The 15,346-nt window shown below is 70.8% G+C and carries 18 protein-coding genes; 9 read left to right on the forward strand and 9 right to left on the reverse strand.

Features of this window, described 5'->3' with window-relative positions; genetic code table 11:
• The first annotated feature begins 75 nt into the window (after positions 1–75).
• Positions 76–999 (forward strand): F510_1955 family glycosylhydrolase, encoded by a 924-nt coding sequence (locus D457_RS0124710; protein ID WP_026116994.1) that lies wholly within the window; start codon positions 76–78, stop codon positions 997–999.
• 81 nt (positions 1,000–1,080) lie between these two features.
• A complete protein-coding gene (locus D457_RS0124715) occupies positions 1,081–1,929 on the forward strand; it encodes an alpha/beta fold hydrolase (protein WP_017583362.1) in 849 nt (282 codons plus the stop codon).
• A gap of 126 nt (positions 1,930–2,055) precedes the next feature.
• Here D457_RS0124715 and D457_RS0124720 read toward each other — a convergent pair whose 3' ends face one another.
• The 5 genes from D457_RS0124720 to D457_RS0124740 form a co-directional block, all read right to left on the reverse strand.
• Positions 2,056–2,889, reverse strand: coding sequence for a MetQ/NlpA family ABC transporter substrate-binding protein (locus tag D457_RS0124720; protein WP_026116995.1), 834 nt, complete (start codon positions 2,887–2,889; stop codon positions 2,056–2,058).
• 246 nt (positions 2,890–3,135) lie between these two features.
• A complete protein-coding gene (locus tag D457_RS0124725; RefSeq protein ID WP_017583364.1) occupies positions 3,136–4,218 on the reverse strand; it encodes an ArsO family NAD(P)H-dependent flavin-containing monooxygenase in 1,083 nt (360 codons plus the stop codon).
• 121 nt (positions 4,219–4,339) lie between these two features.
• Positions 4,340–4,810: a GNAT family N-acetyltransferase gene (locus D457_RS0124730; RefSeq protein ID WP_026116996.1), complete on the reverse strand. Its 471-nt coding sequence runs from the start codon at positions 4,808–4,810 to the stop codon at positions 4,340–4,342.
• 92 nt (positions 4,811–4,902) lie between these two features.
• Positions 4,903–5,100: a hypothetical protein gene (locus D457_RS0124735; RefSeq protein ID WP_026116997.1), complete on the reverse strand. Its 198-nt coding sequence runs from the start codon at positions 5,098–5,100 to the stop codon at positions 4,903–4,905.
• A 56-nt stretch (positions 5,101–5,156) separates the two neighbouring features.
• Entirely contained in the window at positions 5,157–5,882 is a 726-nt protein-coding gene (locus tag D457_RS0124740; protein ID WP_017583367.1) for an SDR family NAD(P)-dependent oxidoreductase, read from the reverse strand.
• Between the two features lie 218 nt (positions 5,883–6,100).
• Here D457_RS0124740 and D457_RS0124745 point away from each other — a divergent pair, with 218 nt between their 5' ends.
• From D457_RS0124745 to D457_RS0124760, 4 genes are all read left to right on the forward strand, one after another.
• Positions 6,101–6,520 (forward strand): hypothetical protein, encoded by a 420-nt coding sequence (locus D457_RS0124745; RefSeq protein ID WP_026116998.1) that lies wholly within the window; start codon positions 6,101–6,103, stop codon positions 6,518–6,520.
• A 236-nt stretch (positions 6,521–6,756) separates the two neighbouring features.
• The gene (locus tag D457_RS0124750; RefSeq protein ID WP_017583369.1) at positions 6,757–7,572 is read left to right on the forward strand and encodes an SDR family oxidoreductase; all 816 of its coding nucleotides are present in this window, start codon (positions 6,757–6,759) and stop codon (positions 7,570–7,572) included.
• Positions 7,573–7,753: 181 nt separating this feature from the next.
• Complete coding sequence (locus D457_RS0124755; protein ID WP_017583370.1) at positions 7,754–8,602, forward strand: alpha/beta hydrolase; 849 nt, start codon at positions 7,754–7,756, stop codon at positions 8,600–8,602.
• A 156-nt stretch (positions 8,603–8,758) separates the two neighbouring features.
• Positions 8,759–9,112: an antibiotic biosynthesis monooxygenase family protein gene (locus D457_RS0124760; RefSeq protein WP_017583371.1), complete on the forward strand. Its 354-nt coding sequence runs from the start codon at positions 8,759–8,761 to the stop codon at positions 9,110–9,112.
• A 151-nt stretch (positions 9,113–9,263) separates the two neighbouring features.
• On the opposite strand, the gene D457_RS0124765 is transcribed toward D457_RS0124760, so the two are convergent.
• A complete protein-coding gene (locus D457_RS0124765; RefSeq protein WP_017583372.1) occupies positions 9,264–10,025 on the reverse strand; it encodes a class I SAM-dependent methyltransferase in 762 nt (253 codons plus the stop codon).
• 190 nt (positions 10,026–10,215) lie between these two features.
• Here D457_RS0124765 and D457_RS0124770 point away from each other — a divergent pair, with 190 nt between their 5' ends.
• Entirely contained in the window at positions 10,216–11,412 is a 1,197-nt protein-coding gene (locus tag D457_RS0124770; RefSeq protein WP_017583373.1) for a benzoate/H(+) symporter BenE family transporter, read from the forward strand.
• A gap of 204 nt (positions 11,413–11,616) precedes the next feature.
• Positions 11,617–12,588 (forward strand): GNAT family N-acetyltransferase, encoded by a 972-nt coding sequence (locus D457_RS0124775; protein ID WP_017583374.1) that lies wholly within the window; start codon positions 11,617–11,619, stop codon positions 12,586–12,588.
• Between the two features lie 93 nt (positions 12,589–12,681).
• Here D457_RS0124775 and D457_RS33320 read toward each other — a convergent pair whose 3' ends face one another.
• The 3 genes from D457_RS33320 to D457_RS0124790 all read right to left on the reverse strand — a co-directional run bounded on the left by D457_RS33320 (position 12,682) and on the right by D457_RS0124790 (position 14,957).
• Positions 12,682–13,374, reverse strand: coding sequence for a TetR/AcrR family transcriptional regulator (locus D457_RS33320; protein WP_017583375.1), 693 nt, complete (start codon positions 13,372–13,374; stop codon positions 12,682–12,684).
• Between the two features lie 7 nt (positions 13,375–13,381).
• Positions 13,382–13,978 carry a hypothetical protein gene (locus D457_RS0124785; protein ID WP_017583376.1) on the reverse strand — a complete coding sequence of 199 codons (597 nt, stop codon included), beginning with the start codon at positions 13,976–13,978 and terminating at the stop codon, positions 13,382–13,384.
• A 208-nt stretch (positions 13,979–14,186) separates the two neighbouring features.
• The gene (locus tag D457_RS0124790; RefSeq protein WP_017583377.1) at positions 14,187–14,957 is read right to left on the reverse strand and encodes a nucleotidyltransferase domain-containing protein; all 771 of its coding nucleotides are present in this window, start codon (positions 14,955–14,957) and stop codon (positions 14,187–14,189) included.
• Between the two features lie 158 nt (positions 14,958–15,115).
• On the opposite strand from D457_RS0124790, the gene D457_RS35080 reads away from it, so the two are divergent.
• Positions 15,116–15,346 (forward strand): TetR/AcrR family transcriptional regulator (locus tag D457_RS35080; RefSeq protein WP_239646209.1); only part of this gene is annotated, 231 nt, incomplete at its 3' end.

Below are 15,346 nucleotides of genomic sequence, written 5' to 3' on the forward strand. Positions count from 1 at the left end.
GGGGGCCGGTGCAGGGGTACCGGCCTCCGCCCCCGTGTGAGATCAAGGTGTCATCCGAGAGGTCGGAAGAGAACCATGCGAAGCCGAACACGAACACACACCCGAACCCTCAGCGTGCTGGCCGCGGCGGGTCTGCTCGCCGTCACGGCGGCGTGTGCGGAACCGGAGGAGAGCGTGCACGCACAGGCCGGAGCGGACGGGCCCGCCGGGGCGGACACGGAGGGGGTGGCGAACACCGTCGGTGTGCCCCTGCCCGAGGAGGCCCAGCACGTGCACGGGGTCGGGGTCGACCCCGGGTCCGGCAAGGTCCTGGTGGCCTCGCACGCGGGCCTGTTCACGGTGCCCGCCCCCGACCGGCTGACCCGTGAGGCGACGGTACCCGCGCACGTCGGACCGGCGATCGACCTCATGGGCTTCACCGTCCAGGGCCCGGACCACTACCTGGCCAGCGGGCATCCCCAGGGGGACACCGACATGCCCGACCCGGTCGGGTTGATCGAGACCCGCGACGGCGGCCGGAACTGGGAGGCCCTGTCCCTGGCGGGCGAGTCCGACTTCCACGCGCTGGCCTCCGCCGGTGACCTGGTGGTCGGCTTCGACGGTGCGCTCCGCTCCACCGAGGACGGGGTGAACTGGAGGGACCTGGCACCGGACGTGGAGGCCTTCGACCTGGCCGTGTCCGACGACGGGAGCACCGTCGTCGCCACCACCGGTCGGGGACCGGTGCGTTCCGCGGACGGCGGAGCTGCCTTCGTAGTCGTGGCGGACGCTCCCCCGCTGGCCCTGGTCGACTGGGTACCAGGAGGCGAGACGGTGTTCGGGGTCGCGGTGGACGGCGGCGTGTACCGGAGCACCGACGCCGGTGACACCTGGGAACGCACCGGTGAGCTACCGGGCAACCCGGAGGCGCTGCACGCCGATGAGGGCCAGCTGATCGTGGTGGCCGACCATCACGCGGCCCGCTCCACGGACGAGGGAGCCACCTTCGACGCCTGGTAGCCGACAGAGCGCCCTCCCGTCCCGCGGAGGGCGCTCTGCTTTTCGGGTCCGGGCGGGTCGGCCCGCTGCCAGACTCGGGGCATGGGAGAATTCGTCACCGTCCGGGAGCACCCCGAGGTCAGTCTGTTCTGCTCGTTCCTCGGTCCGCCGAGCGGCACACCGCTGTTGGTGGTCCACGGCGGACCCGACTGGGACCACAGCTATCTGCGCCAGCCCCTGGACCGGTTGGGCCGCCACGTGATCCTGCCGGACCTGCGGGGGTGCGGGCGGTCGACCCAGGGCCTGGGGCCCGGCGGCTACTCCTTCCGGGCCGCCGCTGACGACCTGGTCATCCTGGCCGACCGACTCGGCCTGGACCGGTTCGACCTGCTCGGGTTCTCCACCGGCGGACAGATCGCCCAGCGCGTCCTGCTGGCCGCCCCGGACCGGGTGCGGCGGACGGTGATCGCGTCCAGCACCCTGTGGCCGGTCACCGACGCCAACTTCGGGCCCTGGCCCGAACGGGACGTCCTGCGCACGGCCGAGGGCCGTGTGTGGGCCGAGTCCGCCCTGACCGGCCCCGACCTGGTCCGGGAGGCCGCTGTCGCGGGGGCTCCGGCCAGTGTCCGTGTCCCGGAGCGGTTGCCCGCCTATCTCTCCCTGCTCGACCGTGTCTCCTGGTCCGCCGAGTGGGTTCCCGGGTTCCTCGCCGGAACACTGGACTCGCCCAGGCCGCCGGAGGGCCCCGAACGGTTGCGGGCGCTCGGCGCTCCCCTGCTGTTCCTGCACGGCAGGGAGGACATGACCTTCCCCGCTTCCTTCGCCGAGCGGGCGGCCGAGTTCCTACCGACGGCCGAGGCGGTGGTGCTGGAGGGTGCCGGGCACATGGCGCACCTAGACCGGGCGGAGGCCTGGCTCGACGCCCTGGACGCCTTCCTCTCCCGCCCCTGACCTCCGGCCTCCCCGCTCCGTACGTGCGAAGGTCCGGCCCCGACGGATTCCGTCGGGGCCGGACCTTCTGCCAGGGGATTGGCCGAGAGCGCTCTCCGCACCGGTGAGCGGCCACCGCACCCGCCGTTAGCCGGCGGCGGCGGGGATGACACTGCCCTGGTACTCCTCCTCGATGAACCGGACCGTTTCCGGGGAGGTCAGCAGTTCGACGAGGGTGGCGATACGCGGGTCGTCGGTGTTGTCGGCGCGGGCGGCGAGGACGTTCACGTAGGGGTTGCCGTCGAACTTCTCGAGCAGGATCGAGTCCTCCTCGAAGTCCAGACCGGCTTCCTGGGCGTAGTTGTTGTTGACGATCGCGGCGTCGACGTCGTCCAGGGAGCGGGGCAGCTGCGCCGCCTCCACCTGGCGGAACCGGAGGTCGAGCGGGTTCTCCTCGATGTCGTCCAGGCTGAAGGCGGACTCGTCGATCCCCTCCGCGAGCGTGATCAGGCCGCCCTCCTCCAGCAGAAGCAGCGCGCGGAACTCGTTGGTGGGGTCGTTGGGCAGAGCCACCTCGGCCCCCTCCCCGAGGTCGTCGATGTCGTCGACGACGTTGGAGTACAGGCCGAGCGGGGGCAGGTAGATCTGCTCGACGGTGACGAGGTCGGTGCCGTTGCCCTCGTTGTACTCCAGCAGGAACGGCTCGTGCTGGTAGAGGTTGACGTCCAGCTGTCCCTCGGCGAGGGCGGCGTTGGGGGCGATGTAGTCGGAGTACTCGTGGATCTCCAGGTCGAGACCGGCGTCGGCGGCCAGCTCGGCTTCGATGAATTCGAGGATGTCGCCGGCGGGGACCGCGGTGGCGCCGACGACGAGGGTGTCCTCACCTCCGGCCTCGGCCGAGGCGTTCTCGGAGGGGGCGCCGCAGGCGGTCGCCGCGAGCAGGGCCAGGGCGGCGGGGACGGCGAGGGTGGCGCGGCGCATGAGGGTCCTTTGCATACTGCGGACAGGCGGTTCCAGGAACACGGACGGAACGTCACGCATTTCCTATTTGTCCGACCTTAAATCAGGGTTACCCCGGAACCCCAGCGCCCGTGACCAACCACACACGCTGTGACCAGCCCGAAAGGCACTGGTCAACCATTGAAGGATCGCACACCGAGCAACCTGGCATACGGCGGGCACCGGGCGGCAGGGGCCTCCCGCCTTCCGTGGCCCAGGCCGGTCGGGTCAGTGCGGCCGTCCCCTCCGCAGTTCCTCGACGATGCGGGCGACCGCGGCCCCGGCGGTGCGGCCCGCGCCGACCAGCGTGTCGGAGGCGGCCCCGGTCCAGTCCCCGTAGCCGACCAGGTGCAGCCGGGGTTCCCGGACGCTGCGGTTCCCGTCGACCGGGATCCGGCCGTCTGCGTCGAACAGCTCCAGCGGGGCCAGGTGGTCCAGGGCCGGCCGGAACCCGGTACACCACAGGATCGCGTCGGCCTTCAGTTCGCTGCCGTCGGCCCAGACCGCACCGGTCCGGGTGAGCCGCTCGAACATCGGCCGTGCCACGAGCACGCCCCGGTCCCGCGCCCGGCGCACGCTGGGCACCATGACGATGTCGCCCAGGCGAGCCGCACCCCGGCCCGGCCCTGCGCCCTCGGCGTACCGGGCGGCCTCGTCGAACAGCACGCGGCCGTCCACGTGGTCGGGCAGGAACCTGACCGGGAGCCGGGCGACCCACGTGGTGTGCGCGACCTCGGCGAGGTCCGCGAGGAGCTGCGCCGCGGAGTTTCCACCGCCCACGACCACCACGCGCCGCCCGGCGAACTCCTCCGGGCCCCGGTAGTCGGCGGTGTGCAGCTGTCGGCCCTCGAAGAGGTTCCGGCCGGGGTGGTCGGGCGTGTGCGGACGACGCCAGGTCCCGGTCGCACTGACCACGTGCCGGGCACGCCACGTGCCCGTGGAGCCGACCACCTCCAGCACCCCCTCCGCACGGCGCACCCCAGTAACGGTCACCGGGCGGCGTACGGGCAGTTCGTAGCGTCGCTCGTACGCGGCCAGATACTCGGCGACGTGCCCTGCCGAGGGGAGTTCCTGTCCCGTTTCGGTCGGCATCCACGAGCCCGGCAGGGAACTGTGCTCGGCCGGGGAGATCAGCCGCAGGGAGTCCCAGTAGCTGCTCCAGCTCCGATCCCAGAAACCGCCCGGCGCCCGCTGCCCGTCGAGGATGACGTAGTCGGCCCGCGCGCGGCTGAGGTGGTACCCGGTGGCCAGTCCCGCGGGACCGCCTCCGATCACGACGACGTCGTACTCGGCGTCGGCGGGTGCGGCCACGTGTCCTCCCGGATGGTGTGAGTCGGCCGGCGGCCACGCGACCGGGGTCGCGTCGGAACCGGCTTCCCAGTGTGGGTGACACGGACGAACGGATCGCCATCGCCCCCACGCCGTCGAACGGCTAGCCCAGGAACATCTCCCCGATCACCTGGTCACCCATGAACTCACCGGTCGGGCGGAAGCCCAGGCCCGTGTAGAAACCCTCCGGGCCGCCCTCTCCCGGGAGCCACATGACGGTGAGCCGGTTCTGCCCCCGGCGGCGGGCCTCCTCCGCCACCGCCCGCACGGCGAACCTGCCGTAACCCCGGCCCTGGTGCTCGGCGGACACGTTCAGCCGCCAGATCCCGCAGCGGAAGGCGTCGATCCCGGCGTCGGGGTCGAACCCGCCCATGACGAAGCCGACCGCCTCGTCACCGTCCATGACCAGCCGGGGCCAAGCGATGTCCGGACCGGCCGCGTAGGCCTCCGCGAGGGATCTTTCGACCGGGGCCACAAAGCGTTCCTGATTCGGGCGAACGCGCAGTTCGCAGGCGGCGTGCACATTGTCTGGAGTGATCTGCGCGAGACGCAGAGCGGGGGGTGTGTTGGTCATGGTCGAAACCCTAGACCGACCCAGCTCACGAAAAAGCCGCTGTGGCCCGGCCATCGTGAGCGCGCACCGAACCGGCCACTGGTCCGGGCCCATCAGGTTCCGTGGTCGTCCGGGGTTCGCCACATCACGAAGGTGTAGCGGTAGAAGCGCGGTGCCCCGTCACCACTGAACGAGTCCGAGAGCATCAGGGTCTTCCAGGCCTCCTGGCGGACGGCGACGGGGTGGGAGCGGGGTTGGGGCTCGGACGCCCCGACGGCTCCTCGGTCTCCTCCTTGAAGGATCGTCGACACCCGCGGCTGCTTCCGACTCCTGTGTCGGTTCCGGGCACAACCGCCGAAATCGCGGGTCAGTGACCGGGAAGCGCCCCGCCGTTGACGCCCAGCACCTGGCCGGTGGTCCAGGACGCCTCGGGCGAGGCGAGGAACTCCACCACCGCGGCAACGTCGTCGGGGGTGCCCGCACGGCCGACCATGGTCTCGGCGGCGAGCGTGTCGTGCCTGCCCGAGCGGCCCTCCTTGGTGAAGAACTCGGTGTCCTGCACGTAGCCGGGGGTGAGTGTGTTGACGGTGATGCCGTCGGGGCCGCCCCGCTTGGCGAGGTCGATCCCCCAACCGCACAGTCCCGCCTTGGCCGCCGCGTAGGCGTCGCCGCCGCCCCGGTGCGCGGCGATGGAGCTGATGTTGACGACCCTGCCGCCCGGGCGCCGGAAGGCGGGCCAGAGCGCCTGGGTCAGCATCATCGCGGACAGCAGGTTGGCGTCGATGGTGCGCCGGTAGATGTCGAAGGTGCCCTTGGTGTCGACCGGGGTCTCCTTGATGATTCCGCCCGCGTTGTTGACCAGGACGTCCACGGGTTCGGCCGAGAGCTGTTCGGCCGCGGCCAGGACGGCGTCCTCGTCGGTGAGGTCGACCGGCAGGGGGATGATCCGCGCCTCGGGGTTCTCCGCCGCGACCTGGTCGAGGACCTCCTTCCGGCGTCCGAGGACGTGGACCTCGTCCCCTGCCTTGGCGAGGCGTTCGGCGATCGCCCTGCCCATTCCGGTGCCGCCGCCGGTCACGATGATTCTGCGCATGTGATTCCTTCTCGCTGGGGTGGTCGCGCGAAGGAAACCACGCTCCCGACGGGAGTGCAACCGACTTTCCGCCCCGCGCGGATCCGGGGGAACGCTCTCTCCTTCCGTAAGAACGAACGGTCGACACCCGGTGGACGCGACCAGAACCTAACCACTCCAAGGCGTAGCATTTCAATTACTCAAAGTAATTCTAGTTGTCGACTCGAACTGGAGCCCACATGAAGTTGCCCGTCAGACCGCACCAAATGGTCCTGCGCGCCGCCACCGGCGCCTCCATCCTCAACTCCGGTCTGAGCAAACGCGGCGCTGACGAGGACACCGCGATGGGACTCCACCGGATGGCGGTCGGCACGTACCCGTTCCTTGACAAGATCGACCCGGTCACCTTCACCCGGCTCCTGTCCGCCGGGGAAATCACCCTGGGCACCGCACTGTTGGTGCCGCTCGTGCCGAGCAAGCTCGCGGGGGCCGGGCTGAGCGCCTTCGCCGCCGGGCTGCTCGGCCTCTACCTGCGCACCCCCGGGATGCACAAACCCGGCAGCCTGGCCCCCACCGAGGAGGGCACGCCCCTGTCCAAGGACCTGTGGCTGCTGGGCGCCGGACTCTCGCTGGTCCTGGACAAGCGCGACCGGGGCTGACGTCTGACGGAAGCTCTCGGAGTGCCCGCTCACCCAGGGCAGGAGAACCCGACCGGCTCGAACCCGCGCCCTGGCCGCCCGGACCGGACCCCACCGTCCAGGGCGGCCAGGATGCCTTCCGGGCATCGTACGGGCGTTGTCCGGACGAGGTTCCCGGCGCGAAGTTGTTGAGCAGGGTTCAAATACTGTGGTGTGTGCTTCGGCCCCACCCGCCCCCCTGACTCGAAGGACTCCCCATGGCCCCCTCCGTCCCCGCGCCCGGCCGTACCGCACTGGTCACCGGAGCCTCCTCCGGGATCGGGGCGGCCGTCGCAGCCGCCCTGGTCGAGCGCGGTTACCGCGTCTTCGGCACCAGTCGGAACCCCGAGACCGTGAGCGCACGGGTGCCCGGGGTCGAGTACCTGGCCCTGGACCTGACCGACTACGGCTCCGTGGAGGCCTGCGCCGAGGCCGCGGGCGAGGTCGACGTCCTGGTCAACAACGCAGGCGAGAGCCAGAACGGGCCAATCGAGGAACTGCCCATGGAAGCCGTGGAGCGGATGTTCCGGCTGAACGTGTTCGGCGCGGTCCGGCTCACGCAGCTGCTCATGCCGGGGATGCGGGCGCGCGGGTACGGGCGCGTGGTCATGGTGGGTTCGATGCTGGCGAGTTTCCCGCTGGCCTACCGGTCCTCTTACGTGGCGTCCAAAGCGGCGATGAAGGGGTTCTCCGACGCGGTTCGACGCGAGGTGTCGCCGTTCGGGGTGGGTGTGACCACGGTCGAGCCGGGTTCGATCAACACCGGGATCAGTGAGCGCCGCACCCAGTACGTGGGGGAACAGTCCCCGTTCAGGGATGAGTACCGGACCATGGTGGACACGCTCAACGCCAACGAGGCCAAGGGGATCTCGGCGGAGCGGGTGGCCCGGACCGTGGTCGGCGCCATCGAGGCGAAGCGGCCGCGGCCGTTGTACGCGGTGGGCAGCAACGCGCCGCTGGTGTTCGCGCTGCGCCGTCTGCTGCCCCGCGCCACGATGCTGCGGATCGTGGCGCGCAAACACGGCCTCAAGTAACGCCGGGCGAGTGCGGCGGGATCTTCCCGCGCACGTAGCTGAACGCGTCGCCCGGTTGAGCGCGTCGCCCGACCGGGCACACCGCTCCACTGGGCAGGGGAAGTGAACCGGGGCACAATCGGTGCCCACGGGCCTCCCGCGCCCCCGGGCCCGTGACTCCGTCATCCACTCCGGGAGAGCTATGTTCACCTTCGACAGCAGCGACGGCCTCACCGTGCACGTCCACGAGTGGCAGCCCGACGGCCCGCCGCGCGGTGTCGTCCAGTTGGCCCACGGCATGGGCGAGCACGCCCCGCGCTACGCTCCCCTGGCCCAGGCGCTCAACGAGCGCGGGTACGCGGTGTACGCCAACGACCACCGGGGCCACGGGGCGACCATCCACGCCGAGCCCGGCCGGCTGGGCGCGGACGGTTGGAACCTGCTGGTCGCCGACATGGCCGCACTCTCCCGGATCCTGCGCGAGCGACACCCCGGCCTGCCGTTGGTGCTCGTCGGGCACAGCCTGGGTTCCTTCGCCACCCAGCAGTACCTGCTCGAACACGCCGACCTGCTCACCGGGGCGGCGCTCAGCGGTACCACCGCCGTGGACCTGTTCCTGGGTTCGGTCCCGCCCGGGACCAGTGACCTCAACGAGATGTTCAACGCTCCGTTCCAGCCGGTCCGAACCACCGCGGACTGGCTCAGCCGGGACGAGGAGCAGGTGGACCTTTACGTCGCGGATCCCCTGTGCGGGTTCGCGCTCGACGAGGAGGCGCTGGTGGGGCTGGCCACCGCGGCCTTCGGTCCGCTCACGGATCTGTCGGGGGTGCGGACGGACCTGCCCCTGTACGTGCTGGTCGGGGACCGCGACCCGCTCAACCACCGATTGGAGTTCAGTGACGCCCTGGTCGAGCGTTACCGCAAGGCGGGTGTCGCGGACATCGTCTACCGCACCTACCCGGGCGCGCGGCACGAGGTGCTCAACGAGACCAACCGGGCGGAGGTCATCGGCGAGTTGGTGGAGTGGGTGGACCGGGTGTCCGGGAGCTGACCGCCGGCAGACCCGGAGGCGGGTCGTCCACGATGGCCGGGGCCCGCGGGGATGGCCGTCGGCGGTGGGAACGTCGGCGGGGAGCCTGGTGCGGCCGGGCCGAGCGGGTCCCTTAGGTTGGCCTTGGCAGATGTGGATCCGACCGGAGGTACACGCGTGACCAGTGTCGTCAAGTTCAACGTCCTGACCGTCCCGGAAGGGGAGGGTTCCACTCTGGAGGAGCGTTTCGCCAAGCGCGCAGGGCTCGTGGAGAACCAGGAGGGCTTCGAGGAGTTCCAGCTCCTGCGTCCGGTCGAGGGCACCGACAAGTACCTGGTGTACACCCGTTGGCGGTCCGAGGAGGACTTCCAGAACTGGGTGAGCGGGCAGGCCTTCAAGAAGGGTCACGCCCAGGCCGCGGCCGATGCCAAGAAGGACGGCCATGCCCACGGCGGGCACGGAGGCCCGGCGGCGACCAACAGTGAGATCTGGGGCTTCGAGGTCGTCCAGCACGTCACCGCCAAGAGCTGATCCTCTTCATCCGCGCCGTCGGCGGGCCGCGAGGGTCGGTCGGCGGCGCGGGCGTCACCGGGGCGGGGCGGTCCCCGCTCACCGGACAACACGCCTGGACGCCCCGGCCCGTCTCGTCCCGGACTCGTTCGCGGCCCTCCCCCTCCCGGGCTCACTCCGGTCTGCGGGCCTCGATCAGGTGGCGCGCGGAGTGCGCGACGAACGGGCCCTGATCCTCGATCTGTTCGTGCAGTTCCCGTAGCCGGTCCCGGTACTTGTCCACGGTGAAACCGGGGACCATCCACACGACCTTGCGCAGGAAGTACACGACCGTGCCGATGTCGTGGAACTCCAGTCGGAGCCGTTCCGCTCTGAGGTCGACGACCTCCAGCCCCGCGGCCTCGGCCCCGGCCCGGTCGTGGTCCGGGTGGCGGACGTTGTTGTTCTCGTCGGGCTGCGGTCCGAGGAAGTACTCGTACAGCTCGGCCGCGCTCGACGGGCCGACGTGCTGTGCCAGGTAGGTACCGCCGGGAGCAAGGACGCGGGCGATCTCGTTCCACCAGACGGTGACCGGGTGACGGCACACGACCAGGTCGAACGCGGCGTCGGCGAAGGGCAGCGGGGGTTCGTCGGGATCGGCGACGACGGCCACCCCTCGGGGGTGCAGCAGGCGGGTGGCCTTGGTGACGTTGGGCGGATACGCCTCGGTGGCGACGGTCAGCGGCGGGTGGGCGGGGATCCCCGCCAGGACCTCGCCACCGCCGGTCTGGATGTCGAGGGCGGCGGTGGCTCGGGCCATCCGCTCGCCCATGAGGCGCTGGTAGCCCCAGGAGGGCCGCTGCTCGGTGGCCCGCCCCTCGAACCAGGAGAAGTCCCAGCCTTCGGTCGGTTCGTTGACTGCCTCGTCGAGGAGTTGGTCGAAGCTTCGGTTCATGGGGTCATCCTCACCCGGTCCACGGCGGAGATCCAATGCTTTTCTCCCGGCCTGTCGACCACTGCGCGCTCGCTCCCGCACGCGCCCCGGTCACCATGAGTCCCGTGGTCCTTGCCCTGTTCCCGGGCGGTGTCGGCAGACCCGGCCCCGGCGACCGGGACTCAGTGATGGGACGACAGGATGGTTCACCATGAGAACCCTCGTCCGGAGTGTCCAGCACGCCGTCCCCCTCTCCGCCGTGACCGCGGGCCTCATCGCGGTCCTGGTCGGGGTGACCAGCTCGGCGGCGATCGTGTTCACCGCCGCCGAGGCTGCCGGAGCCTCGCCCGGGCAGATCGCCTCGTGGATGCTCGCGCTGGGTGTGGGCATGGCCGTGACCTGTGTGGGTCTGTCCCTGCGTTACAAGGCCCCCGTGGTGACCGCCTGGTCCACCCCGGGTGCGGCCCTGCTGGCGGTCGGCCTGGATGGGGTGAGCATGTCCCAGGCCGTGGGAGCCTTCCTGTTCTCAGCCGCGCTGATCACGCTGAGCGGGGTGACCGGCTGGTTCGAGCGGGTGATGGACCGGATCCCGGTGCCGTTGGCCGCCGGGCTACTGGCGGGCGTGCTGCTGCAGTTCGGGATCGGGCTGTTCACCAGCATGGAAGGCGACTTCGCGGTGGTGTTCGCGATGTTCGTGGCGTACCTGCTGTGCCGCCGGTGGCTGCCCCGGTACGCGGTCCTACTGTCGTTGCTCACCGGCGGTGTGGTGGCCGCCGCCCAGGGGTCGCTGCGGTTGGGGTCGGTGGACCTGGCGCTGGCCTCCCCGGAGTTCGTCGCGCCCGAGTTCTCCTGGCAGGTGCTGGTCAGCGTGGGCCTGCCGCTGTTCGTGGTGACCATGGCCTCGCAGAACCTGCCCGGGGTGGCGGTGCTGCGCGGTGACGGCTACCGGGTGCCGATCTCTCCGGTGATCGGATGGACCGGCGCGACCAACCTGGTGCTGGCGCCGTTCGGGTGCTACGGGATGAACCTCGCCGCGATCACCGCGGCGATCTGCACGGGCCCGCAGGCCCACCCGGACCGGGAGCGCCGGTATCTGGCCGGGGTGTGGGCCGGGATCTTCTACCTGTGTGTGGGGTTGTTCGGTGCGACCGTGGCCTCCCTGCTGGCCACCTTGCCCTCGACCCTGGTACTGGCCATCGCCGGGTTGGGGCTGCTGGGCACGATCGGGGGTTCGCTGGCCTCCGCGGTCTCGGACGAGGGGTCTCGGGAAGCCGCGGTGGTGACCTTCCTGGCGACGGCCTCGGGGTTCACGCTGTTCGGGGTGGGTTCGGCCTTCTGGGGGCTGCTCGCCGGGGTGCTCACCCTGCTGGTGACACGTTCGTACCGTGCCGGTGCGCAGAACTCCTGAGGCTGAGGGAGCCCGGTGGGAAAGGGCTTGCGGGGCCGCCGCCTCCGCCGCTATAACTACTGGGGCCGTCACCGACCCCCGGTGCGGCGACGACGAGAAAGGAGGCGCATCCGATGTTCCCCGTGATCACCGCGTCCGTGTCCTCCCTGGTCCGCGACCACCGCTGACCCCCGGATGACGGGCGCACACGCCGAAGGTGCTTCCTTGACCGTTCTTCCGAACGACTTGACCATCCGTACCATCACCGGTCCCGAGGAGCTCGATCTCTTCAACCGGCTGCCTTACGTACAGAACGACGAGCTGGCCGACGACCTCGCCCAGGGGCGCCGCCGCCCCTCCTGGATGTGGATGGCTCTGGACGGCGACCGCCTTCTGGCCCGTCTGTCCTGGTGGTGCCGTCCACAGGACGACGCCCCGTTCCTGCTGGACCTGATCGACGTGGACGACAACGCCCACGACATCGACCGTGTCGCCGTGGCCGAGGAGCTGCTGCGCACCGCCAACGCGGCCCTGTTCCCCGACGGCGTGCCCGTCGCCCAGGGCACTCCCCCGCCCGAGTTCCTGCGTTTCGTCCCCGCCGGCTGGCGTGAGGACGAGAGCGACCGGCGCATGGTGGAGGACCGTGTGCGGGCGGTCGAGCGGTCGGGAGCCGTCCCGCTCGTCGAGCGGCTGCGCTACGAGTGGTTCGCTGGGTACCCGGTTCCCCAGCCCGGTGACCGCCTGCGGTTCCGCGGGATCAAGAGCACCGAGGACATCCTCGGCCTCATGACCCGGGCCCTGGACGGCACCCTCGATGCCCACGACCGGCTCGACCTCAAGGAGAAGTCCGCGGCGGAGGTCGCCGCGGCCAACTTCGCCGACGAGTTCGCCCACTACGACACGCCGCGAACCTGGTGGCGGGTGGCGACGCTCCCGGACGGCGAACCGGTGGGCTTCGTGATCCCGGCACGTAACGCCTACCACCCGATCATCGCCTACATCGCGGTGCTTCCCGAGCACCGCGGCCACGGCTATATCGATGATCTGCTCGCCGAGGGCACCCGCGTGCTCGCCAAGGAGGGCGTGCCGAACATCCGGGCCGCCACGGACGTCGGGAACGTCCCCATGGCCAAGGCGTTCGAGCGGGCCGGTTACGACACCACCAGCGCTGTGGTGAACCTGACCTGGGAGAAGTAGCTTCAGCGGCGTCCCTGCCGGCAGTGCCCTGAGTGGCGCCGCCCTGGCCGGGGCGCGCAACCTGAGGGGAGGGGTGCCCGAGCGCCCCTCCCCTCAGCCGTGTCCGCCGGAACCACCCGGCGCACCGGGCCCATCGGAAGCGTCGGCCAGACCGTCAGAGGCGACGACCCCCAGAGCCTCCACGAGATCGGCGGCGAAGCGGTCCAGCGGGGGAAGGTCCTCGGTGCCCTCGGAGAAGGCCTCGAAAAAGCCGCGCTGGAAGCAGGCCCCGACCAGCAGGGCCGCTGTCGCGTCCGGGTCGGTGCCCAACTCGACCCGTCCCAGGTCCCGCTCGGCCGCCAGGTAGGCGGCGACCGCCCGGTTGACGTTGAGCGGACCGGCCCCGTGTGCGCTCAGGCCCTCGCGGTGCCGGCGGAGCAGGTCCGGTTCGGCGAAGAGGGCGCCGAGCATGGGAGACCCGTGCCGGAAGAAGGGGACCGCGCCGAGCACGATGCCGACCAGGGTGTCGCGCACTCCGTCGCGGCCCACGCGTTCGGGCAGTGCGGCGAGGTCGCCGACGAACGGCGGGAAGCGGTGCCGCAGGACCTCCAGGAAGAGCTCCGACTTGTCGGTGAAGTGTTTGTACAGGGTCGCCTCGGAGTAACCGGAGGCGCGAGCGATCTCCTTGGTGGTGGCGTTGGCCATGCCCAGGCGCTCCATGACCTCGGCGGCGGTGTCCAGGAGATGCTGGCGGGTCCGGGCCGCGGTCGAGCGGGGTCGGCGTTTCCTGGTCTGGCCGTCGTCCATGGGGCTCCTAGGTGGTGGCTGCGTGCTGTGCGGGGGACGGGCCGGGGCCGGCGGTGAGCAGGCGGCGCAGCCGGACCAGTTCACCGGCGACGTAGGGACCGGCGAAGAACACACCTATCACGGTGGAGAAGGCGACCCAGGCGAGCAGTGCCGCCCCGGGGTCGGCGACGGTCGCGGTGCGCTCGAACACCCAGTACAGGGAGGCGGCGTAGGCGGTGAGGCCCGCGGTCAGGGACCCGATCCTGGAGATGCCGAGGACGGCGGCCGCGTAGAGGGCGGTCATCGGTGCGAGGAAGAGGCCGAGTTCGTGGCCCAGCAGCATGAAGACGGCGTAGGAGGCGGTGGCGGCGCTCAGGGCGGTGAGCGGCCGGGTCCGGCACCAGTACAGGGCTGAGCAGCCGACGACCACCAGCGCGAGAGCGAGGGTGTCCGTGGGTCTGGTGGCGCCCCAGCCGGAGACCGGAGCAAAGGGGTCACCGTCGAGGGTGGCGAGGGCGGCCGCGAGTTCGAGGGCCAGGACGAGGGTGGCGATGACGGCGACGGTCGTTCTGGGGCGACGGCCGAAAGGGAGCGCGGGCGCGCTGTTGGTCGCAGTGGGGTTCACGAGAGCTCCCCTAGAAGTGAGTGGTCACTCACTAACTCTAGGTTCAACCCCTCCGGCACGACAAGCCCCGGAACCCGCCAAGGAGCCGGGTTCCAGCCAGCAGGGTTCGAACGAACACCCCCGAGGAGACAGACAAGGCTCCCCACAAGCCCTTCCCCGCTCTGGCTTGCCGGTCGGCGCCGCTGCCGTGGCCGCGGCACTGACTGGTTCAGCGGGTTCCCGCGATGATCCGCCCCGTCTCGGCGACCGCCGCGAGAAGGTCCTGCGGATCAGCGGTCATTCCGGCGACCACGAAGTCCACCTCCTCCATCCCGGCCCGAGCCAGCAGGGTCTTGTCGTTGGTCACCCATTCACCGCGTGCGGCCAGGACGGCGTGCGCCGCCTGGGACGCGGCCTGGGCGACCAGCCCCGCGCACTGGGCCACCCGGCCGTACGGGGCGTGGTTGCGCTCGGCATAGGCGAGGTTGGCGGAGGCGAACCCGCGCCAATGGGGCGGGGCACTGCGGCGCAACCGATCCGGGTACCCGGGCCGGGGCAGGTCACCGACCAGCACCCGGCCCAGGGCGAGCTCCGCCACCACCAGGTAGGTGGGGATACCCACCAGGTGGAACATGAGCGGTTCGACCCGGAAGCGGCCCTGTTCGACCTCGGCCAGTTCGTGTTCCACCGAGTCGAGGTCGCGGTAGTGGACGTCCACCGGGCGGCCGTCGATCCGCAGCCAGGCTCCGCCGTTGAACACGCCCTCGCTCCAGCCGCCGAACTCCGAAACGTCGCCCTCCCAGCCGACGCCCCGAAGGGCCTGCGGGGTGAACTCGCCCTTGGATCCCCGGTAGTAGACGGCGAGATCCCAGTCGCTGTCCGGCCGGTGCGTACCCTGTGCGCGCGAACCGCCGAGGCTGACCGCCTCGACCCCGGGCAGGGCGGCGAGACGGTCAGCGGTGGCCGCGAGGAAGCGTTCGTCGGAGTCGGAGAAAGTCATGCCCCCATGATGAACTCTGACGACGGTGTTCCACTCCTCATTTCTCCGACCGCGGAGCCGCACCGGCGGAGACGGGTTCCGGTTCCTTGCGGTCGGGGCTTCCACAGGTCATCCGGCGCAGGAACGCCTCGACGGGTCCGCGGACACCGAACCGGGCCGTGATCGACGAGACCGGTGTGTCCGGGCTCACCATGGAGGGGATCGCCGGCCGCGCGGGGACCGCCAAGACCTCGCTCTACCGACGCTGGTCCAAACCGGAGGACATCCTGGTGGAAGCGGCCCTGCGCCACTATCCGCAGGAGACCCCGGCCCGGAGGCGGACAACCTCCGGAGGGGCCTGCTGGTGGTTTCTAGTATCTGTTGCAATGAACCTGATTCAGGGGGTAGTT

It is taken from the genome of Nocardiopsis valliformis DSM 45023, from assembly GCF_000340985.1.
Classification (GTDB): Bacteria; Actinomycetota; Actinomycetes; order Streptosporangiales; family Streptosporangiaceae; genus Nocardiopsis; species Nocardiopsis exhalans.

What these genes read in the sequence shown, in the direction of transcription:
- D457_RS0124710 (WP_026116994.1), top strand. Translation starts at nt 76, where the DNA reads ATGCGAAGCCGAACACGAACACACACCCGAACCCTCAGCGTGCTGGCC.
- D457_RS0124715 (WP_017583362.1), top strand. Translation starts at nt 1,081, where the DNA reads ATGGGAGAATTCGTCACCGTCCGGGAGCACCCCGAGGTCAGTCTGTTC.
- D457_RS0124720 (WP_026116995.1), bottom strand. Translation starts at nt 2,889, where the DNA reads ATGCGCCGCGCCACCCTCGCCGTCCCCGCCGCCCTGGCCCTGCTCGCG.
- D457_RS0124730 (WP_026116996.1), bottom strand. Translation starts at nt 4,810, where the DNA reads ATGACCAACACACCCCCCGCTCTGCGTCTCGCGCAGATCACTCCAGAC.
- D457_RS0124740 (WP_017583367.1), bottom strand. Translation starts at nt 5,882, where the DNA reads ATGCGCAGAATCATCGTGACCGGCGGCGGCACCGGAATGGGCAGGGCG.
- D457_RS0124745 (WP_026116998.1), top strand. Translation starts at nt 6,101, where the DNA reads ATGAAGTTGCCCGTCAGACCGCACCAAATGGTCCTGCGCGCCGCCACC.
- D457_RS0124750 (WP_017583369.1), top strand. Translation starts at nt 6,757, where the DNA reads ATGGCCCCCTCCGTCCCCGCGCCCGGCCGTACCGCACTGGTCACCGGA.
- D457_RS0124755 (WP_017583370.1), top strand. Translation starts at nt 7,754, where the DNA reads ATGTTCACCTTCGACAGCAGCGACGGCCTCACCGTGCACGTCCACGAG.
- D457_RS0124765 (WP_017583372.1), bottom strand. Translation starts at nt 10,025, where the DNA reads ATGAACCGAAGCTTCGACCAACTCCTCGACGAGGCAGTCAACGAACCG.
- D457_RS0124770 (WP_017583373.1), top strand. Translation starts at nt 10,216, where the DNA reads ATGAGAACCCTCGTCCGGAGTGTCCAGCACGCCGTCCCCCTCTCCGCC.
- D457_RS33320 (WP_017583375.1), bottom strand. Translation starts at nt 13,374, where the DNA reads ATGGACGACGGCCAGACCAGGAAACGCCGACCCCGCTCGACCGCGGCC.
- D457_RS0124790 (WP_017583377.1), bottom strand. Translation starts at nt 14,957, where the DNA reads ATGACTTTCTCCGACTCCGACGAACGCTTCCTCGCGGCCACCGCTGAC.